A 20,779-nucleotide genomic window follows, 5' to 3' on the forward strand; every position below is an offset into this window, starting at 1 on the left:
AGGTTAATTTTAAGGCAGACTAAAAGTACTTGCCTATGGTTAATATTAAAATTAGTTAGTTAAAATGTTGATTTATTCTGATACTAATTTAGATAATAGAAGGAGGTGTCTCTGTTCATTTAACCTTGATTTAACTTTGCGTATTAAAAATCTGAAGGCTTGTTGATGATGCTGTTTGCGCGTTTCCTGATTTTATCCATTTCTTCGGGATCCTTTTTATCCAGAAGGCTCATCATCATATTCATGCGTTGATTGTCTTTAAATTCTTCCCTTTTTGAGTCCAAAAAATTCCAGTAAAGACTGTTAAATGGACAAGCATCCTCTTCAGTTTTTTTACTCACTTTATAATGGCAATCCTTACAATAATTGCTCATTTTGTTAATATAACTCCCGCTCGAAACATAAGGTTTGGTAGCAACTATGCCTCCATCTGCAAACTGGCTCATCCCTCTTGTATTAGTGATCTCTACCCACTCTATGGCGTCAATATATATCCCAAGGTACCATTGGTCTACTTCGTCTGGATGAGTTTGGGTTAGCAATGCGTAATTTCCAGTGATCATGAGTCTCTGGATATGATGCGCATAGGCATTTTCAAGGCTATTTTTAATAGAGTGGTGTAGGCAATTCATTTTTGTATCTGCATCCCAGTAAAATGCTGGTAATTGATTCTGGTTTCCTAGTTTATTGGATCTGCGGTAACCAGGCATTTCTTTCCAGTAGATTCCCCGCATATATTCTCTCCAGCCAAGGATCTGCCTCACAAATCCTTCCACCTGTGAAATGTCTATGGTATCCTTGTTCTCATAGTAATGATCTATCACACTGTCTATAACTTCCCGGGGATGCAGCATTTTAGTATTCATGCTGAAAGATAAACGAGAATGAAACAGATATTCCTGTTCGGTATGCAGTGCATCCTGATAATCCCCAAAATGAACCAACAGGTTTTTGCAGAAATAATTTAAGACAGAAAGTGAATCTTCTCTTGATGTAGGCCAGTTAAAATTAGTATTATCAACTTTTCCAATAGTTTTAATACCAGCCTTTTCTATTTCTTCATGGATCGCTGAAACGTCTTTTCTAAATCCTCGTTCGTGCGGAATTTCTGGTTCACCTTTCCATTTTTTACGATTGGATTTGTCAAAATTCCATTTTCCTCCTTCAGGATCCTTCTCTGTCGCCATCAGTATCCCATGCTTTTTTCGCATGTAGCGATAAAAGTACTCCATGGTTAGCTGCTTTTTGCCCTGGTAGAATTCTTCCAGTTCGCTTCTTTTGGTGAGGAAATGTTCAGAGTCGAAACTTTCAGTCGGAATTTCCAGGTCATTACATAAATCTTTCAGCTGTTCGTCTAAGCGGTATTCATCTGGAAGCTGATATTCAAACTTTTTAAAACCATTTTCCGAGACCAGTTTTTGAATGTTCTTGTCCAGGGCTTGTAAATTATTTTCATCATTAATGCTGAGGTATATTACCTTATGGTCTCTTTCTTCAAGGTACTCTGAGAAATTCCTCATTGAACTGAAAAAACCTATGACCTTCTGGATATGATGTTGCACGTAATCTGTCTCCTGCCTCATCTCCATCATCACATACGTAATGTTGTCCTGATTTCCATTATACCAGCTATGTTTATGATTTAACTGGTCGCCAAGGATGAGGCGTAGGGTTTTTAATTCTTCAGCCATAAATTCTGATATTCCTGATCTGGGTCATAGCGATCTGCCTGACTTTCGATATTAAATTTTCTATCTCTTGGGTCATTTCCCACTCCGCTGTTATACATCCAGTTTCCCCAATTACTGTGAACATCGTAATCTATAAGAAGACTTTCGAAATAGGCCGCGCCAATACGCCAGTCCTGTTTTATTTCTTTCGCCCAGAAACTATTTACATTCTGCCTTCCACGATTACTCATAAATCCCGTAGTGGCGATCTCTTTCATGTTAGCATTTACAAAATCATACTGGGTTTTACCATTAATCCATTGCTGGAGCTTATTTTTATCTTTTTTCCATTCTAAATCCCGGTCAAGGATTCCTCCAAGTTTAAAGATCTTATTACCGTGTTTTAGGGATACGTATTTAAAAAAATCCCGCCATATCAATTCGAAAATGAGCCAGTAGGTACTTTGGTTGCTCCTAACTTGCTTTTCAAATCTTTTCACTTCGTAGTAGATTTGTTTTGGGGAAATACTGCCATTGGCAAGCCACGCAGAAAGTTTAGAACTATATTGTGTACCAATGAGTCCGTTTCTGGTCTCTTTATATTTAGCGAGATTTTCGGTTTCCCAGAAGTATTCTTTAATTCTGTTTTTCGCCTGATCTTCACCCCCTTTAAAAGGGAAAGCAGATCTTGAGTCGGCTTCGAAATCTTCTAATCCCAGGTCCTTCAAATTTGGGATTTTAGTTTCATTAGAAATATCTGCTTTAGCTATTGCTCTCGGAATTTCGATAAGTTCTCTGATCTCAGCTTTCTTTTCACAGGCCTTTCTAAATGCTGTATAGGCCTTTGGAATATCCTGAAAAGATTCAAAGGGAATATCCTCAGGATGATATAAGAACTGCTGGTAATAGGAATTAAAATCAACTTTTTCTGAAGCCTTCTTCACCGCATTTTCAACAGCTTTCTCTTCTTGCATCCATTCTTTTTGAAAATAGATGGTTTCAATATCATATTCTGAAATCATTTGAGGGATGATCTCTTCTGGTTTTTTCTGATAGATAAAAAGAGGAATATTTAATGAGTCAAGGTTCTTCTGAAGTTCAGTAATAGTCTGGATGAGGAACTTCGCTCTGAATTTCCCGGTTTTTATAAATCCATATCGATCTTTTTCATATTGTCTGGGATCGAAACAATAAATGCCAATTACTTTTTCATGATCTTCGCAAGCTGTTTTAAGAGCTTCGTGATCTGAAATTCTCAGGTCATTTCTAAACCAAATTAGACCGGTGCTCATTATTTATTTTTTCGGCATTTTTCACTACAATATTTTACATTATCCCAATCCTTTTGCCATTTTTTTCTCCACTTAAAAGGTCTCCCACAAACAGGGCAGATCTTTTCGGGAAGATTTTCCTTTTTCATTAATTTTTTTCCTTGCTAAAAAATGATCTCACTTCCTGGTTTGGTCTCGCATAATGGAACCTGTCTAATAGGCTGGGAAGTGAATATCCGTCCAAACCGTTTATCGCCACAGTACCAGCATCGTCAAGGCGTAACCATCCGTCTGGCATCTGGATTCCCTCATCAAAATATATATGCTCGATTGCCGCAACTACAAGCAGGGTGTCATTCTCTTTGATGTGATATTCATTCAGGTATTTGCAGCCTAATTTGACTTCAGACTGTTTAACATACGGAGCATGAAAATCATCAAGGTATTCCTCGTTAAGTCCTGTTTTATGAAATTCTGAGATCTCTTCATCATATTTAGCAGCCGTATGATGGGCCTGTTCTATCATTTTCTCATGAATATGATTCACAGTAAAATATGAGGTGTCTCTAATGTTTTGATAAGTATTCCTGGAAACATTTAATGGCCTGGTTACAAATCCCAGCATGGCCGGATCGCTTCCCATATGGGTTATAGAACTAAAAACAGCTACATTGGGATTCCCGCTTTTTGATTTTGTCGCTATAAGATTAGCAGATTTATAACCGGTACAGCTGTTTATTAAATTTAACCGGAAGATCTTTTCCATCTTCTCGATCTCACTTGCTTCAATATGTTTCATAAAAAAAGGCCAGTTTTTAGACTGACCTCAATTTATAGAATGCTTTTTTAAAAGCTGTTAATGTATTTTTAAATTAAGACTGATTTTCCATTTTATTAATGGCCATTTCATACTCTTCCATTGCCTCCCTAATTGCATCAATATTATCTGAAGCTTTCTGGTGGGCATCTTCCATGACCTTTTCCAGATTTTTATCGGGATGTTGAAATAAGTCGGTGATCACATGATTGATTTTATCGATAATACTGCTTTGAGTATTCTTGATATCTTCCAGTTTGTTTAACGTAGACCTCATGTGGTCAAGTTTCTCCTGATCCATAATTTATATGTTTTAGTTCCTACTAATTTACTTTAACATTCAGATGGGCCAAAAACTCTTAACAGCTTTTAGAACAGCTTTATAAAAAAATTATGAAACTTTTTCTTTCTCATAAGCCGGGTAGTCGGTATATCCTTCTTTTCCGGTGGTATAGAAAGTATCCTCGTCAAATTCAGCCAACGGCCATTTATTCTTGAATCTTTCAGGAAGATCGGGATTAGAAATAAAGAGTTTACCGTAGGCAACCAGATCTGCATCTCCTTCTTCGATCACTTTATTTCCAGATTCGCGGTCAAAACCATTATTGATCATTAAAGTGCCTTTATAGATCTTACGATAACGTTTTGCAATTTCTGTTTCCAGATATGGAACATCGCTCACGTCTGTAAAAGGCTCCGAAAGATGAACATAAGCCAGATCGTAAGCGTTCAGTTTCTCGATAATATAATCGAAGGTTTCAATGGTTTCTTGAGTAGCGACGATGCCGAATGATTTATGTAGTGAAGGATTGAATCTACATCCTATCTGGTTTTCCGGCCAAACTTCGGTTACCGCTTCCAGTACATCAAAGAAAAAACGGGCTCGGTTCTGGATGCTTCCGCCGTAATCATCTGTTCTGTGATTTGCATTTTTATTGAAAAATTGATGGAAAAGATATCCATTGGAAGAATGTATTTCCACGCCGTCAAATCCGGCATCTTTGGCCATCTGGGCGGCATTTTTAAACTCCTGTACGGTCTCATGGATCTCCTGCATGCTCATTTCTTTTGGCTCGGTTGTTTCCTCGAAACCTTCTGGCGTATAAACTTTGGAATTAGGGTTTACCGCACTTGGAGCGAGAGGTTTTTTACCGTCATGAAATTTAGGGTGGGAGATACGTCCCACATGCCATAACTGCATGAAGATTTTACCATCCTTTTCGTGGACAGCTTCGGTCACTTTTTTCCATCCTTCAACCTGTTCAGAAGTATGAATTCCAGGGGTGTTCACGTAACCAACGGCTCTTTCTGAAACCTGGGAACCTTCAGTGATTATTAAACCTGCTCCTGCACGCTGTGTATAGTATTCCACATGCATATCTGTAGGTTTATTTTCATTGTTATCGGCTCTGCTTCTGGTCATAGGAGCCATGATCACCCTGTTCTTAAGAGTTATATTCCCAAGCTTGTAGGGTTCTAATAGGGGCTGTTTTTCTGTACTCATATCTTATTTTTCTTTAAAATTACCGGTTAAGATCAAGCTTGGCTGTTAATTAAATTATAAATGAATTTTTAAGGGAACGGGTTGTGTTTATTCACTCAGGGAAGTCAGTTTCATAATTATTAAGTAATTTCGCAAATAGAAATAACTGCAATCTTTAGGCAATTTTCAAACCTCTGCCGGGGATTTTTTTCAAACCTATACATGCATAAAGAAAAAGATGTAGCGATAGTAGGATCAGGACTTGTAGGATCACTGCTAGCTATTTTCCTTCGGAAACAAGGACATAAGGTAACTGTATTCGATCGTAGACCAGATGTGCGTAAAGTTCAATTTTCGGGTAGGTCTATTAACCTGGCCATGTCTAATCGTGGATGGAAGGCTTTACGTGAAGCCGGAATAGAAGAAGAAATTAGGGGACTTGCTTTGCCATTGGATAAAAGAGCCATGCATGTAGAAGGACAGCCGGTTTATTTCCAAAAATATGGAGAAGAAGGAGAGGCTATCTATTCTATTTCCCGGGGTGTTTTAAACCGAAAGATGATAGATTTGGCCGAATCTGCCGGGGCAACATTTAGATTTGAAGAGAAGATCTGGGATGTTGATATGCAGGAAGCCAGGCTTTATACCGGAGAATCTGAAAAAAGCGTCTGGAAAGAATATAAGTTCGATCTTATTTTTGGAGCCGATGGAGCATTTTCCAGGGTTCGGCATAAGATGCAACGCCAAAGCAGGTTCAATTACTCCCAGCACTTTATTGATGTTGGCTATAAGGAGCTTACAATTTTAGCTAATGAAGATGGCAGTCATAAACTGGATAATTCTTCTTTCCATATTTGGCCAAGAGGGAATTTCATGCTTATTGCCATGCCTAATCTTAACGGTACCTTCACCTGTACACTCTTCATGCCTTTTGAGGGGGAGGTTTCATTTGAAAGTATAAAGACAGAGCAGGATGCAGATGCTTTTTTCGAGAACTATTTTCCAGATATAAAGGACGAGATATCTAATCTTAAAAAAGATTTCTTTAAAAACCCAACCAGTGCCATGGTTACCATTAAATGTTTTCCCTGGTCATATTTTGATAAAATTACCTTAGTGGGCGATTCTGCGCATGCGATCGTGCCTTTTTACGGGCAGGGCATGAACGCAGGTTTTGAGGATATTTCAGTATTGAATGAAAAGATGAATAAATATGGGGATGACTGGGAACAGATCTTTGAAGAATATCAAACCGAAAGGAAGCCAAATGCCGATGCGATCGCTGAATTGAGTTATCGCAATTTTATTGAAATGAGCAGCAAGACTGCAGATCCTATGTTTCTTTTAAGAAAGAAGATCGAAAAGAAATTCGCCCAGGAACATCCCGAATTATGGATCCCTTTATATTCCCGGGTAACTTTTTCTGATAAAGCCTATGCCGATGCTTTAAAAATTGGGGATTATCAGCGGGGGATCATGGATCAGGTAATGGAAATTCCGCAGATAGAAGAAAAATGGGATACTAAAGAGGTGGAGCAGGAGATTATAAAACTCATCAAAAAATAAAGCCCGCTCAAGAGCAGGCTTATACTTTTATTCCTTCTGAAGATCAATATATTTTTTAATTAATCAATATTTATTCTTCGCTTGAATTTGAATGTTGATTCTCTTTTAATAGCTCAGGAAATTTTTCCTTGAACCTGTTAAGTCTTGGAATAGAAACGTTCCTGATATAGGGATTGTTGGGATTGTTCTTTTCATAATTCTGATGATAATCCTCGGCTTTCCAGAATTTCTGAAATGGTAGAATTTCAGCGGCAATAGGTTCATCATAATTTTTTGCTACCTCTGCCTTTACTTCTTCGATAATATTTTTCTGCTCTTCATTCTGGTAAAATATGATAGACCTGTATTGAGAACCTCGGTCTGGTCCCTGACCATTGACCTGGGTCGGGTCCTGAGAACCAAAATATACTTCGACCAGGGTCTTAAAACTTACCACTTCCGGGTCATAGATCACTTCAACAGCTTCGGCATGACCAGTTTTCCCAGTGTTGCTTTGCTCGTATGTTGGATTTTTAGTATGACCACCAGAATATCCTGAAATGCTTTCCTGAACGCCCTCAACGCTTTCATATACTGCTTCCACGCACCAGAAACAACCACTGGCAAAATAAGCTTTCTTCATTCCATTCTGGACTGATGCTTCTACAGGTTCAGCATTGGCGATCTCTTGTTTGGTAGCATTGCTTTTTTCAGCCTGATTACCACAGGCTAGCAATAGCAGACTAATAAAGTTTAAAATCAAAAATTTCATAGTTATTTCTTTTTATAAGTTCCCTCAAGGGTTTTTTTTCCGAGTAAGGCATAATCTATAGCGATCTCCCCGTCAATTCTGAATCCTTTCCAATCGAGTTTTAGATCGCCATTAGGCTCTGGGCTTAATATTGCAATTGGTGTACCAGTTTGAAATCTGTCCCAGGGAATATTTTCAGCAGTCGTTCTTGTAGACTTACCGGTATAGAAAATATTGATGTTATTTCCATCTTGCTGAAAACGGGCATTGATATACATTTCATTCTCTTTAAGACATAATTCGGTAGATCCGCTGGTGGCAACCTCAAGACAATAACATTTGCAGGAAGTATCTTCCTGATGTTCTGTGTTTAAATAAGTACCGGAAATTGCTGTGACAGGATTAGAATTCTCGCTTCGGTCTACTTCAGTTTTTTCATTTTCTTTCGGAGTTTCTTCCTCTACATTTATGGGTTGGTCCTGGGCAGAAGTGCCGAGGTCATTTTTATATTCTAAAGAATCATTTTCAGCAGAAAGATCATCTTTCTCTTTGTTGGAATTATTGCAGGAAACCAGGCATGCGGTGAAGCATAATAAGATAATTAAAGTTCTCATATTAATCGAAATTGGGTTTTTAAAGATAAACCATAATTGATCGATAAATGTGAAATACTTGTTAATCCAATAATTGGGGTAAAGTTGGGGCATAAAAAAACTGCCTGAAAAACTTTTGCTTCAGATCCTGAGATCTTACTGTTATTTTCCAGGCAGTTTAAATATTAGAGAGTTGTCTTAAGGTCTAGAACCTTTTGAACATACCTTCCATTTTTTCTTGTTCTTCTTTAGCAAGTTCCTCATCTACCAATATCCTTCCACTGTGCTCATCTGTGATGATCTTTTTACGACCAGCGATTTCCATGATCACCTGTGGTGGAATAGTAAAGAATGAACCTCCTGAAGCCCCACGTTCTACTGGTACTACTGCAAGTCCATTTTTAACGTTGCTTCTGATTCTTTTATAGGCATTAACAAGTCTTTCTTCAATATTCTTTTCATATTCTTTAGACTTGTCAATAAGAGCCTGCTCTTCTTTCTCAGTTTCTTTAAGGATCTCATCAAGTTCACCTTTTTTGTGCTTAAGATGGGCCTGACGCTCAGAAAGTTTTTCTTTGGTTTGAGCAATGATCTCTTTCTTCTGCTCGATCTTCGCTTTATATTCCTTGATATGCTTCTCAGAAAGTTCGATTTCAAGCTCCTGGAACTCAACTTCTTTACTTAGAGCGTTGAATTCTCTGTTGTTACGAACATTCTTTTGTTGCTCAGAATATTTCTTGATCGTCGTTTTAGACTCCTCGATCTGGTTCTTCTTGTTCTTGATGTCATTTTCAATGACTTCTATGTCCGCATCCAGTTTCTCCAGGCGTCTGTTTAAACCTGCTACTTCATCTTCCAGATCTTCAACTTCCAGAGGTAATTCACCACGTACGTTTCTAATTTCATCAATTCGCGAATCCACCAACTGAAGATCGTACAGTGATCTTAACTTCTCTTCTACAGTAACATCGTTTTTTTTCGCCATATTATAAATAATGTATTGGATTGGTATTTGTATCTGCTAAAATAAGTGCAAAACTACTAATTTTTTTGCTAAGAAAAGAATATAGTAAATTTTTTGTAAACTGTTCACTTTCATAGTGTCCAATATCAGCCAATACCAGCTTTTCCTCGGCTTTATAGAAGTCATGGTATTTCAGATCTGCTGTAATAAATATATCAGCCCCAGCTGCTTTCGCATTATTGATCGCAAAAGCGCCACTTCCGCCAAGCACAGCAACCTTTTTAACTGGTTTATTTAATAGTTTCGAATGTCTTATACAACCGCTGTTAAATGTAGATTTTACCTGGTTAAGGAATTCCTCTTCATTTATTTCAGTTTTAAGTTCGCCTATCATGCCCATCCCAAGATGCTGATTTTTATTATCCAGCTTGTGGATCTCGTAGGCAACCTCTTCATAAGGATGTGAACTAAAAAGATTTTTCAGGATCTGGGATTCCAGATGCGCGGGGTAGGTCACACCAATTTGAGATTCTTCTTCAAAATGAACCGAGCCTTTTTCACCAATTACCGGATTTGATTCCTCATTCCCTTTAAAACTTCCCTTACCGGCGATATTAAAGCTGCAATTATCATAATTTCCAATGCTTCCTGCTCCTCCAGAAAAAAGGGCTTCCCTAACTTTATCGGCATCTTTTACCGGAACAAATGTGGTGAGTTTCTTAATGGAATCCTTTCTAGGAATAAGGATCTGCCGGTTGATAAGTCCTAATTTTTCAGAGATCATGTCGTTTACTCCCTTATGCTGATTGTCTAGAGCAGTATGTATGGCGTAGATCGCAATATCATGTTTTATCGCTTTTAGAACTGTTCTTTGAACATAATCTTTTCCCGTTAATTTCTTTAGACCGGAAAATATAATAGGATGAAAACTGATAATTAGGTTGCAATCTTTAGCAATTGCTTCGTCGACGGTAGCTTCAAGAGTATCCAAAGTGATAAGAGCTCCCGAAACTTCAGTCTTAGAATCACCTACCAAAAGGCCAACGTTATCAAAGTCTTCCGCATAATTTAGAGGAGCAAAATCTTCTATCAGGTCAATTACTTCCTGTATGATCATAATTTAATATTTTAGCTATCAATTTAGAGCCTGTAGGAGCTGAGAATTGTGGAATTTATGTCCATTTTCTTAGTGATTCTCAACAGCTATTCAAATATAAATATTATACAAAGCCTTTCATGCCGAATCCAAGAAAATTACTTTTTCCCTTTTCCCTGATTTATCATGGTGTAACGGCGGTTCGGAATAAGCTTTATGATGCAGGTGTTTTTAGTTCTGAATCATTTGATTTACCTGTTATCGCTGTGGGAAATCTCAACATGGGTGGCACAGGTAAATCTCCAATGATCGAATATTTATTGAAGATCCTGAGCGAAAAAAATAAGGTAGCTACTTTAAGCCGTGGATATAAACGGGAGAGTAAAGGTTTTCAGCTGGTGCAGGCTGAAGATACAGTTGATAAAGCAGGTGATGAGCCATTACAGTTCAAAAACAAATATCCTGAAGCTGTAGTCGCCGTAGATGCAAACAGGAGGGAAGGAATTTCAGAGCTCTTGCAATTTTCACCTGAAGTAATCCTGCTGGATGACGCCTTTCAGCATCGAAAGGTAGAAGCAGGTTTCTACATACTTCTTACTGCTTACCACGATCTCTATGTAGATGACTTGATCTTGCCTGCCGGAAATTTAAGAGAATCGGCTGCAGGAGCCATAAGGGCTAATATTATTGTGGTAACCAAATGCCCTGAGGACCTAACTTCTGCAGAAATGGAGAAGATCAGAAATAAGCTGAAGCCAAAATCGGGTCAATCTGTTTATTTTACTGCGATCGAATATTCTGAACAGATAATTTCTTCAGTAGAAAAACTTCCTTTGGAAAATATACAATCTTCAGAATTTGTCCTGGTAACTGGAATCGCTAATCCTAAACCATTACTGGATTACTTAGGATCCAGAAATATTGACCTGAAACATTATCAGTTTCCAGATCATCATAATTTTACAGATAAGGAAATTGACCAATTGCGTAATGAATCCAGGATCCTAACTACTGAAAAAGATTATATGAGGTTGAAGGATAAGCTCCCTTTAGACAAACTTTATTATCTGCCAATAGAAGTGGCATTTATAGGTGGAAGTAAGGCTGATTTCGATAAGGAGATCGAAAATTTCATCAATAAAAAAGAGGTGTAAAAAACACCTCTTTTTCTTTTGGCTAATTCAAACTATATAAAAGTCTTTTCTATATAATTCAATTTGCCCTAATCTTTGCAAACCATGTGCCAAAAGTCTAAACCGTAGTTTCTCTGGCAGCCAGATATTTATTGATCTTGTGGAAGAACTCTTCAGTCTTATATGGTTTAGGGATAATATCGTTAAATCCATTCAGGTAGAATTCATCCAGATTGTCATCCAGAGTTACTGCCGTAAGGGCAATGATCGGAATAGATTCGTCAAATTTCCTTATTTCAATCGTAGCTTCAATTCCGCTAATTCCAGGCATATGTATATCCATTAGGATAAGGTCAAAATCATTGTTCTGTACCTTTTCTATCGCGACGGTTCCATTGTCTGCAACATCGCAAATAACTTTGTTTTTCTCAAGGATCTTACGGGTGATCATCTGGTTGATCTTGTTATCCTCTACCACAAGGATACGCTTATCTTCCATGATCTCGTTTGTAAGTTTAGTTTCGTCTATCGCAGGAGTAGTGGCAGCTGCCTTTCTAAGTTCAGCTTCAGGAATTTCAAAATCAAGCTCAAAAGTGAATTTTGATCCCTTACCAAGATCGCTTTCTAAATCTATCTCACTTCCCAGCAGGCTTAGTAAATTCTTTACAATAGATAGTCCCAGGCCTGTACCTCCAAATTTTCTGTTGATCTGTGTAGAGCCCTGGGTGAAATTGTCGAAAATAGCTTTCTGTTTTTCTTTCCCGATCCCTTCACCATTATCCTTAATCTCAAATAATAAGGTAATGTTTTTATCCACCTGCTTAGTTTTCTTAACCTCGATCCAGATGTCACCGTCCTCAGTAAATTTTATAGAATTTCCTATAAGATTGATAAGGATCTGAGAGATCTTAAGGGGATCACCACTTAACCTTTCCGGGATAGATTCATCAAAATCAAAGTGGATCTTCGTGTTCCTTTCGTCTGCGGAATTTTTTAAGGCAATAAGAACATCAGACATTCTCTTTTTAAGGTCGAAATTAGAATTAACGATCTCAACCTTATTCGCCTCAAGCTTGTTAAGGTCAAGGATATTATTTATTAGCGACAATAAATATTCTCCCGAAAATTTCAACGAGTTAAGATGCTCTTTCTGACTTTCGGTAGGGCTTTCTTCCAACAAAAGATGGGTTAGCCCGGTTACGGCATATAAAGGAGTTCTAAGCTCATGAGTTATAGTGGTAAGGAACTGAGCTTTTGCCAGAGAGGCTTTTTCGGCATTTTCCTTGGCAAGTACTAATTCAGAATTTTTCTTCTGTAGAAGTTCATTTGCTCTGGCTCTAAGGTTGTTGTTCTTATAAAGAGAAAGAGTTAAGAGAGAAAGAATAGTGATTAAGGCAACACTTAAGATCGTGGTTAGTTTATTTACTTTCAAAGTTCTTTCCTGCTCTGCATTTTGAATTGTTAATTCATCCAGAGTATTTTTTAAAGCATCGACCCCGTATCTTGCATCAGCTTCTTTTGCTAAGGCCTCTTTATTAGCATTGAATACCTCATCCCTTTCCTTGTTCATTTTTTGAAGGTAGGCAAGGGCAGCAGCAGGGTTATTGCGTTCTTCTTCTATCTCGCTCAGGATTCCATAAGTATACATTGTCATCCCGGTAAAATTCCCTTTTTCAGCAATTTTCAGGGCTCCTTTGGCAGCCTGTTCAGCCTTCTCATAATTACCTTCCATGCTATAGGCTCTGGCTAGAAAATAATGTAAGCGGGTAATTTCATAATTATTGGTGCTTCCCTGAAGGTAGATTTCTGCATTATTCAATTCAGACATTGCTCTGGCGCGATCGTCTTTACCGTAGAGAAAGATAATTGCCCTATTTAGGGCGATAACTCCCATTTGTTCTGAATTCTCCTGCTCCTTATAATATTCCATGGCAAGGTCCAGGTATTTTAAGGCTCGATCATTTTCGTCTTTAGAATTCAGTAATTTTCCATACATGATATAGGAATAATTCAGCCCTGCCTTGTCATTGATTTCTCTTTGTATGGAAATTGCTCTTTCAAGTTGGGTGATACCTTTATCATATTCGTGACGCACGCTATACATTCTAGCCAGAATACTACTGGTAAGGGCGATATACCGCTTGTGATCTATACGTTTAGCTAATTCCAGGGATTTATTGAGCTGATTCTGTGCTTTATCAAAAAGCATCATATCAATGGATTTCTCGGCCTGGCTAAGTAATTGTTTTATTTGTTCCGGTTCCGGTTGGGTCTCACTAATCTGTGAATCCTGAAATCCAAAAAGGACAAAACAACATGCTAGTAAAAGGATAAGCTTTAAGTTCTTCATTCGGGAAAATAGCTAGAAGCTGTTAATGTCGTTAAATATAGCTATTTATCGTTAATGAGTGAAATTAAATCGACGAGACGATTTGAGTAGCCAATTTCATTGTCATACCAACCAATAAGTTTCACAAGTTTCCCACCTATCACTGAGGTCATCTGGGCATCAAAAATGCAACTATAGCTATTATCCAGAATATCTACTGAAACTATTGGATCTTCCGTATACTGAATAATTCCCTTCATATAGCTGTCTGCAGCCTTCTTGAATAGTGCGTTGACCTCTTCTATACTAGTGTCTTTTTTTACATTCAGGGTCATATCGGTTAGGGATCCATTTGGTACAGGAACCCTAATTCCGCAGCCACCAATAACTTCGCTAAGCTTTGGGAAAATACTTGTTAAAGCTTTCGCGGCTCCTGTGGTTGTTGGAATAATAGATTGAGCAGCAGCGCGGCTTCTTCTTAGGTCTTTGTGAGGTTTATCGTGGAGGCTTTGGTCTGATGTGTAGGAATGAACGGTAGTAATATATGCCTGAGTTACTTCCAGGTGATCATTGATCACTTTAAGCATCGGGGCAGCATTGTTGGTAGTGCAGGAGGCATTAGAGATGATCTTTTCTGAACCATCAAGAATATCTTCATTTACACCCAAAACCACCATTTTAATGTTATCATCCTGGGGAGGAACCGATAATATAACTTTTTTAACTCCTTCCTTTAAATGTCCTTTAAGGACATCTTCCGATTTAAATTTTCCGGAGGATTCTACAACATAATCTACCTTAAAATTATTCCAGGGAATCTCAGCCGGATCTTTATAATTGAGTAATGGGATTTTTCTTCCATTTACAAGGATTTCAGAATCGGTAGAAGATACCTCAGCCTTCAAGGTTCTGTGTATACTATCGTATTTTAAAAGATGCGCCAGGCTTTTAGCATCATGAATGTCGTTAATGGCAACAACATTAATCATTGGGTGATCCATTAGGATCCTGAAAAGATTTCGTCCTATTCTGCCAAAACCATTAATGGCAATATTAATTGTTTTAGCCATTATTCAGTGACTAGTTAATATGTTTCTGTGCTTTGTATGAAGATCTTACCAGGGCGCTACTTTCAACATGTCTGAATCCAAGATCCAGCCCTATTTCTTCATATTTTTTGAATTGGTCTGGAGTGATAAATTGCTTAACCGGCAAGTGTTTTTTACTAGGCTGTAAGTACTGGCCAATAGTAACTACATCTACCCCGGCTTCCCTTAGATCTTTAAGGGTTTGGATAACTTCTTCTTGCTTTTCTCCAAGTCCAAGCATGATCCCAGATTTCGTTCTTCTTATACCATTATCCTTTAGATATTTTAAAACTGCAAGGCTTCTGTCATATTTCGCCTGGATCCTTACTTCTCTGGTTAGTCTTTTTACGGTTTCCATATTGTGAGAAACCACCTCTGGCTTTACTTCAATGATCCTGTCTATATTTCTTTCATTCCCCTGGAAATCTGGAATAAGTGTTTCCAGTGTAGTTTCCGGGTTCATTCTTCTAATTGCCTTTACAGTTTCAGCCCAGATAATAGATCCCATATCTTTAAGATCATCACGGTCTACACTGGTTACTACGGCATGCTTGATCTGCATTAGCTTAATGGATCTTGCAACTTTTTCCGGTTCATCCCAGTCTACAGTCTCCGGCCTTCCGGTCTTAACACCGCAAAAACCGCATGACCTGGTACAAACATTTCCAAGAATCATAAAGGTAGCCGTACCTTCACTCCAGCACTCACCCATATTAGGGCAACTACCAGAGGTGCAGATAGTATGAAGATCATACTTATCTACCAGGCTCCTTAATTCGGTATATTTCTTACCGGTAGGAAGTTTAACTCTAAGCCATTTTGGTTTTGGCTTTCTTTCTGTTTTGGATTTTACGGGCGCAACGTCTGTATTCATAGCAAAAATCTGAGGTTCAAAGATACAATAATATGATGAACTGCATAAATTAGACTCGGTAGGATTTAAATCCTTACTTAGCTCTTTCTAAGTTCGATAATTTCTGCCAGAAGCTTCTTGGCTCTTAGCAGTTTAACCTTGATATTATTCATAGGCTCATCGAGAGTAGCGGCAATTTCTTTATAAGACTTCTCCTGAAAAAACCTGAGATTGATCACCTGTTGATAATGCGGTTTTAATTGCTTGATATCTGCAAGAAGTTGCTCAAGATTCTGTTCCTTGATCAATTTATCTTCGATTCCCGGGGTTTCATCGGCGATCTCGTAAACCCTTTCCTCATCTTGCATGGAAGTACGTGACCTGATAGATGCATTTCTCTTTCTTACCTGATCTATATGGATGTTTTTGGAAATAGCGATAAGCCAGGTAGTGAAGGAGTAATTCTCATCAAAACTCTCTATTTTATTGAAAGCTTTGGAAAATGTCTGGATGGTAATATCTTCAGATTCGTATTCATTCCTGGTTTTCTTAAGCTGAAAACCATACACATCGTTCCAGTATTTGTCCAGAAGATAATTGAAAGCCGACTGACTTCCGTCTTTTGCTTCCCTGATCTTTTCAAGAAGATGGTCAGGATTTATTTCCAATGCTTAGGTTTTGAGATGAGGTTAGCTATAAAGATAGCTAATTGCATGAAAATTAAAAATAGGTCGAAAAACGGAAACAACCAGACCACGTCACTTTCATTTAATTTCTTTCCTGCCTTGAAGTAAACAAATGCCTCGGTAATAAGTTTTAAGCCTAAAATGCTAAGCGCTACCTGCGGATAGATCTGTAAAATTAAAAGTATAGCTAGCATTACCCAGAAGAAAACCCTGAAGGTAAAAAAGGTTCCTAGTAGTAATTTATGTTTGGTCTTATAATGTCCGGCAACGGAAACATGTCTTCTTTTTTGATGAAACCAGTCTGAAAAAGTCTTTTTAGGTACACTTCTCGTAATTGCATCAGGATGAAAGCAAATCGCAGTATTTTCTGCAGTTGAAGCTTCGTTCACGAAAAGATCATCATCGCCAGACCTTAAATGTAGATGATTGGCAAAGCCTTTCATTTCATAAAACTTCGTAGAAGTATAGGCGAGATTTCTTCCAACTCCCATATAAGGAGATCCTAATTTGGCGTAAGAAAAATACTGTATCGCCGTAAGCAAAGTTTCAAAACGTATTAATTTGTTCAGTAAAGAGCCCGAATTCTGAAAATAACCCCCATAACCAAGTACAATAGAGTTCCCCGGTTGAAAATTAGCCGACATTTCCCTGATCCAGCTTCTGGTCTGAGGAGCGCAATCTGCGTCGGTAAATAATAGGTGTGTGTGTTTCGCTTTTTTGATACCTAGCGTTAAGGCATATTTTTTATTCGCCCAGAAAGCCTCATTATTCTGGACATTCACAATTTTAATTCTTGGGTCGATTTTTTGAAAATCTTCAATGACCTCCTGGGTAGCATCTGTAGAGGCATCATTTATTACGATTACTTCAAAATGGGGATAATCCTGCTCAAGGATCGCGGGTAGAAAATTCTTCAGATTCTCTTCCTCATTTTTTGCACATATTATCACCGAAACCGGTACTTCAGGATGTATTTTATTTTTTATGCCAGAGGTGGCAAATGAAAAAAATGAGAAAAAGTAGAGTAGATTAACTAAGCTAACAACAATGAATAACCCCAGTAAAATTGCTCCCATTCAGTCTAGGTGGTCTGAGGTTTATCGGAACAGTTTTCTATCTCATCTGGCATCTTACCACAAAAGCTGCAAGGTTCTCCAGATTTATTCAGGTAAGGATTCTGGCTGGCGCAGGTTCCGGCAAATTTACCTTCTTTTTTACCCCAGATCTTGATGGCTATACCGGCAAATGCCAAGCCTAATAAAATGATGCTTATTATTAATAGTTTCATGTCCTTAAGATTCTGATGCAAAAATAACAATAAAAAAAAGCAACTGAAAATTGGAGGCTTCATTAATATAATCTTTACATTATTTAACTAAACTTTAATCGAAAAATGAGTCCTAAGAGCCTTTTGCACAATATCTTGCATCGTTAACACTCAAAAAAACTACAATTATGAAAATTAAAATGTTATTTACGGTTCTTGCACTTTCTGCAGTCGTATTCACTTCATGTGAGGACAATAAGAAAAAGGAGCAGGCGGAAAAAGAACGAATGGAACAAATGGAAGCTGAAAGAGAAGCTGAAATGCAGGCCGAAAAGGAAAAAATGGAAATGGAATCCAATAGTATTGCTGCAAAAGCAATGGAGACCGATACTTTGAGTACTTTGGTAAGTGCATTGACGGCAGCAGAATTAGCTGAAATGTTTAAAACTGAAGAAGGTCCGTTTACTGTATTCGCCCCACATAATGGTGCTTTTAATAATGTAGATAAGGCAACTTTAGAATCTTTAATGCAACCTGAAAATAAGGAGAAACTTGCTGATGTATTGAAATACCATGTAGTTTCTGGGGAAGTTACTTCCCAGCAATTAGTGCAGGCAATCAATGAAAATGATGGTAAATATGAAATTTCTACCGTAGGCGGAGGAACACTGGTAGCTTCATTAGATGGAGAAAATGTGATCCTAACCGATGAAAATGGAAATAAAGCTACTGTAGTAACAGCAGATGTAGACGCTTCTAACGGAGTAGTGCATGTGATTGATGCTGTAGTGATGAAAAAAGCTTAAGAAATTTTTCACCTAAAAGAAAACAGGGAAATACAATCATTGTATTTCCCTTTTCTTTTATATGATATTTACTTCAGCTTCAAGGTCAATATCAAATTTAGCCTTGATTGATTGCTGGATTTCTTGTGAAAGTGACAGAATCTCCTGGCCCGTCGCTGCGCCGTAATTTACCAGTACCAGCGCCTGGTCCTTATGTACTCCCGCATCACCACTTCTATAACCTTTGAAACCCGCCTGGTCTATTAGCCAGCCTGCAGGTACCTTGATCTCATTGTCAGAAACGTGGTAGGAGGGTACTCCTGAATAATCTGATTCTAACTTTTCAAACTTCTCTTTGTCAATAATAGGATTTTTAAAAAAACTTCCGCTATTCCCTATCTTTTTAGGATCTGGTAGTTTAGAGTTCCTAATCGCAATAACCGCATTAGATATATCCTGTATCGTTGGAGAAGAAATTTCCTGTTTTTCAAGTTCAGATTTTATGGCGCCATATTCAGTATGTAGCTTATGATCCTTTTTGGTTAATCTGAATTTCACCGAGGTTATAATATACTGACCTTTTAATCGATTCTTAAAAACGGAATTTCTATAGTCGAAATCACACTCTTTTAGATCAAATTCCTTTTCTTCCAGGGTTTGCACATTCATGGCCTTGCAACTTAAAAAACTGTCTTTAAGCTCCACACCGTAAGCGCCAATATTCTGAATAGGGGCAGTGCCTACATTTCCAGGAATAAGTGAAAGATTTTCAAGGCCTCCAAAATCTTGCTCCAGGGTCCATAAAACAAACTTATGCCAGTTCTCGCCCGCCGCAGCCTGCACGATCACTTCGTTCTCTTCTTCGGCAATAATTTCTTTGCCTTTAATAGCAATATGGATCACAGTCTTTTTAATATCCTTTGTTAAAAGCATATTACTCCCCCCGCCAAGAACAAAAAGTTCTGATGCGTAATTTTTTCGAAGAACCGTTCTTAGATCTTCAAGATTTTCAATGGAAACAAACTTTTCGGCATTCACATCTATGCCGAAACTATTATAATCCTTCAAAGAAAAATTTCGCAGAACCTGCATTAATTTTGCTGATTATATTGCTTTAATGCTTTTTCTAAAATTACAATAGCTCTTTCCAGGTCTTCCTTCTTCAATACATATGCAATCCTTACCTGGTTCATACCCGTATTAGGCGTAGAATAGAATCCAGCGGCAGGTGCAACCATGATAGTTTCGTTATCGTCCTCAAAGCTTTCCAATAGCCATTTCGCGAAATCGTCAGCATCTTCTACCGGCAATTCGGCGATACAATAAAAAGCACCTTTAGGTTTAGCAACTTTTACACCTTCAATTTTCTCAAGACCATCAACCAGCAGATTTCTTCTATAAGTGTATTGTTCAATAACATCATCAAAATAGGACTGCGGAGTATCTAATGCTGCTTCACTGGCTATTTGCGCGAAGGTAGGAGGGCTTAGTCTTGCCTGTGCAAATTTCATAGCCGTGGCCATTACCTCTTTGTTTTTTGATACCAGGCAACCAATACGTGCTCCACACATGCTGTATCGCTTAGATACTGAATCTACCATAATAGCATTTTCAGACAATTCTGGAATGCTCATAATAGAATGGTGTACCGCGCCTTCATAAGCAAATTCTCTGTACACCTCGTCTGAAACTATGAAAAGGTCATGTTTCAGGGCAAGATCGGCAAGTTGTTTTACTTCTTCCTTAGTATAAAGGTATCCGGTTGGATTACCTGGATTACAAAGGATGATCGCTTTTGTCTTTTCAGAAATTAATTTTTCAAATTCAGAAATTGGAGGCAATGCAAAGTTATTCTCAATACTTGATTGAATAGGCTTGATTTTAACTCCTGAAGCGGTTGCGAATCCATTATAATTAGCATAAAAAGGCTCGGGGATAATTACCTCGTCACCCGGATCTGTAATACTTCCCATCGCGAATAACAAAGCTTCAGAACCACCGGTAGTAATAATGATATCGTCTTTTTCTACCGGAAGAGAGGACTTTTGATAATATTGCGCTAGTTTCTCTCTGTAACCCTCAAACCCTGCCGAATGGCTGTAAGAGAGTACTTCAATATCGTGATTTCTAACCGCATCTAAAGCTCCTTCCGGAGTTTTAATGTCTGGCTGACCAATATTGAGTTGATATATTTTTCGTCCTTTTTTAGTAGCAGCTTCGGCAAAAGGAACTAGTTTTCTTATAGGAGATTCGGGCATTTCCAGCCCTTTATTTGAGATTTTAGGCATAGCTATTTATTTGTGGATTGCAAAATTGCAAAATTAAACTATGAATCTATAATTATAGGTAGTAATTATCCGGTATTTTTTGTTTTTAAGCAGGTTAGCTTAATTAATTCATATTATTACTGTTTGATAATAAACATAAAAAAAGCCTTCCAATATGGAA

General features: G+C 37.9%; 21 protein-coding genes. 3 read left to right on the forward strand and 18 right to left on the reverse strand.

Translation table 11 applies throughout. The features are described from left to right. Window positions 1-143: 143 nt before the first annotated feature. The 6 genes from G3I01_RS08290 to G3I01_RS08315 all read right to left on the reverse strand — a co-directional run bounded on the left by G3I01_RS08290 (window position 144) and on the right by G3I01_RS08315 (window position 5,262). A complete protein-coding gene (locus G3I01_RS08290) occupies window positions 144-1,691 on the reverse strand; it encodes a cryptochrome/photolyase family protein (protein WP_219552693.1) in 1,548 nt (515 codons plus the stop codon). Continuing rightward, window positions 1,676-2,962, reverse strand: coding sequence for a DASH family cryptochrome (locus G3I01_RS08295; protein WP_219552695.1), 1,287 nt, complete (start codon window positions 2,960-2,962; stop codon window positions 1,676-1,678). The genes G3I01_RS08290 and G3I01_RS08295 overlap by 16 nt, the downstream gene beginning before the upstream one ends. Then, window positions 2,962-3,090, reverse strand: coding sequence for a DUF2256 domain-containing protein (locus G3I01_RS08300; RefSeq protein WP_219552697.1), 129 nt, complete (start codon window positions 3,088-3,090; stop codon window positions 2,962-2,964). The genes G3I01_RS08295 and G3I01_RS08300 overlap by 1 nt, the downstream gene beginning before the upstream one ends. Continuing rightward, entirely contained in the window at window positions 3,090-3,740 is a 651-nt protein-coding gene (locus G3I01_RS08305; protein ID WP_219552698.1) for a flavin reductase, read from the reverse strand. Before G3I01_RS08305 ends, G3I01_RS08300 begins: the two co-directional genes overlap by 1 nt. A gap of 73 nt (window positions 3,741-3,813) precedes the next feature. Then, window positions 3,814-4,059, reverse strand: a complete 246-nt coding sequence (locus tag G3I01_RS08310) for a hypothetical protein (protein WP_219552699.1) — start codon at window positions 4,057-4,059, stop codon at window positions 3,814-3,816. Window positions 4,060-4,149: 90 nt separating this feature from the next. Then, on the reverse strand, window positions 4,150-5,262 hold the full coding sequence (locus G3I01_RS08315) for an alkene reductase (protein ID WP_219552700.1): 1,113 nt from the start codon (window positions 5,260-5,262) through the stop codon (window positions 4,150-4,152). Window positions 5,263-5,463: 201 nt separating this feature from the next. Between G3I01_RS08315 and G3I01_RS08320 the strand changes: the two genes are divergently transcribed. Next, on the forward strand, window positions 5,464-6,807 hold the full coding sequence (locus tag G3I01_RS08320) for an NAD(P)/FAD-dependent oxidoreductase (protein WP_219552701.1): 1,344 nt from the start codon (window positions 5,464-5,466) through the stop codon (window positions 6,805-6,807). 70 nt (window positions 6,808-6,877) lie between these two features. On the opposite strand, the gene msrA is transcribed toward G3I01_RS08320, so the two are convergent. The 4 genes from msrA to G3I01_RS08340 all read right to left on the reverse strand — a co-directional run bounded on the left by msrA (window position 6,878) and on the right by G3I01_RS08340 (window position 10,211). After that, window positions 6,878-7,558 (reverse strand): peptide-methionine (S)-S-oxide reductase MsrA, encoded by a 681-nt coding sequence (gene msrA / locus G3I01_RS08325; RefSeq protein WP_219552702.1) that lies wholly within the window; start codon window positions 7,556-7,558, stop codon window positions 6,878-6,880. Window positions 7,559-7,560: 2 nt separating this feature from the next. Then, window positions 7,561-8,151: a hypothetical protein gene (locus tag G3I01_RS08330; RefSeq protein WP_219552703.1), complete on the reverse strand. Its 591-nt coding sequence runs from the start codon at window positions 8,149-8,151 to the stop codon at window positions 7,561-7,563. Between the two features lie 184 nt (window positions 8,152-8,335). Then, a complete protein-coding gene (locus G3I01_RS08335; protein ID WP_219552704.1) occupies window positions 8,336-9,115 on the reverse strand; it encodes a C4-type zinc ribbon domain-containing protein in 780 nt (259 codons plus the stop codon). A 1-nt stretch (window position 9,116) separates the two neighbouring features. Then, a complete protein-coding gene (locus tag G3I01_RS08340) occupies window positions 9,117-10,211 on the reverse strand; it encodes a Nif3-like dinuclear metal center hexameric protein (RefSeq protein WP_219552705.1) in 1,095 nt (364 codons plus the stop codon). A 119-nt stretch (window positions 10,212-10,330) separates the two neighbouring features. On the opposite strand from G3I01_RS08340, the gene lpxK reads away from it, so the two are divergent. Further along, window positions 10,331-11,344, forward strand: a complete 1,014-nt coding sequence (lpxK, locus tag G3I01_RS08345) for a tetraacyldisaccharide 4'-kinase (protein WP_219552706.1) — start codon at window positions 10,331-10,333, stop codon at window positions 11,342-11,344. Between the two features lie 97 nt (window positions 11,345-11,441). Here lpxK and G3I01_RS08350 read toward each other — a convergent pair whose 3' ends face one another. From G3I01_RS08350 to G3I01_RS08375, 6 genes are all read right to left on the reverse strand, one after another. Next, entirely contained in the window at window positions 11,442-13,673 is a 2,232-nt protein-coding gene (locus tag G3I01_RS08350) for an ATP-binding protein (RefSeq protein WP_219552707.1), read from the reverse strand. Window positions 13,674-13,714: 41 nt separating this feature from the next. Further along, window positions 13,715-14,722 (reverse strand): type I glyceraldehyde-3-phosphate dehydrogenase, encoded by a 1,008-nt coding sequence (gene gap, locus G3I01_RS08355; RefSeq protein WP_219552708.1) that lies wholly within the window; start codon window positions 14,720-14,722, stop codon window positions 13,715-13,717. 10 nt (window positions 14,723-14,732) lie between these two features. After that, window positions 14,733-15,614: a lipoyl synthase gene (gene lipA / locus G3I01_RS08360; protein WP_219552709.1), complete on the reverse strand. Its 882-nt coding sequence runs from the start codon at window positions 15,612-15,614 to the stop codon at window positions 14,733-14,735. 77 nt (window positions 15,615-15,691) lie between these two features. Continuing rightward, window positions 15,692-16,261 (reverse strand): sigma-70 family RNA polymerase sigma factor, encoded by a 570-nt coding sequence (locus G3I01_RS08365; RefSeq protein WP_219552710.1) that lies wholly within the window; start codon window positions 16,259-16,261, stop codon window positions 15,692-15,694. Further along, on the reverse strand, window positions 16,252-17,355 hold the full coding sequence (locus tag G3I01_RS08370; protein ID WP_219552711.1) for a glycosyltransferase: 1,104 nt from the start codon (window positions 17,353-17,355) through the stop codon (window positions 16,252-16,254). The genes G3I01_RS08365 and G3I01_RS08370 overlap by 10 nt, the downstream gene beginning before the upstream one ends. A gap of 5 nt (window positions 17,356-17,360) precedes the next feature. Beyond that, window positions 17,361-17,567, reverse strand: a complete 207-nt coding sequence (locus G3I01_RS08375) for a membrane or secreted protein (protein ID WP_219552712.1) — start codon at window positions 17,565-17,567, stop codon at window positions 17,361-17,363. Window positions 17,568-17,734: 167 nt separating this feature from the next. Here G3I01_RS08375 and G3I01_RS08380 point away from each other — a divergent pair, with 167 nt between their 5' ends. After that, the gene (locus tag G3I01_RS08380) at window positions 17,735-18,352 is read left to right on the forward strand and encodes a fasciclin domain-containing protein (RefSeq protein ID WP_219552713.1); all 618 of its coding nucleotides are present in this window, start codon (window positions 17,735-17,737) and stop codon (window positions 18,350-18,352) included. 57 nt (window positions 18,353-18,409) lie between these two features. Here G3I01_RS08380 and murB read toward each other — a convergent pair whose 3' ends face one another. Beyond that, window positions 18,410-19,423 carry a UDP-N-acetylmuramate dehydrogenase gene (gene murB, locus G3I01_RS08385; RefSeq protein WP_219552714.1) on the reverse strand — a complete coding sequence of 338 codons (1,014 nt, stop codon included), beginning with the start codon at window positions 19,421-19,423 and terminating at the stop codon, window positions 18,410-18,412. Next, entirely contained in the window at window positions 19,423-20,619 is a 1,197-nt protein-coding gene (locus G3I01_RS08390) for a pyridoxal phosphate-dependent aminotransferase (protein WP_219552715.1), read from the reverse strand. Before G3I01_RS08390 ends, murB begins: the two co-directional genes overlap by 1 nt. Window positions 20,620-20,779 lie beyond the last annotated feature (160 nt).

The organism is Gramella sp. MT6, from assembly GCF_019357415.1.
In the GTDB taxonomy this organism is placed as follows: Bacteria; Bacteroidota; Bacteroidia; order Flavobacteriales; family Flavobacteriaceae; genus Christiangramia.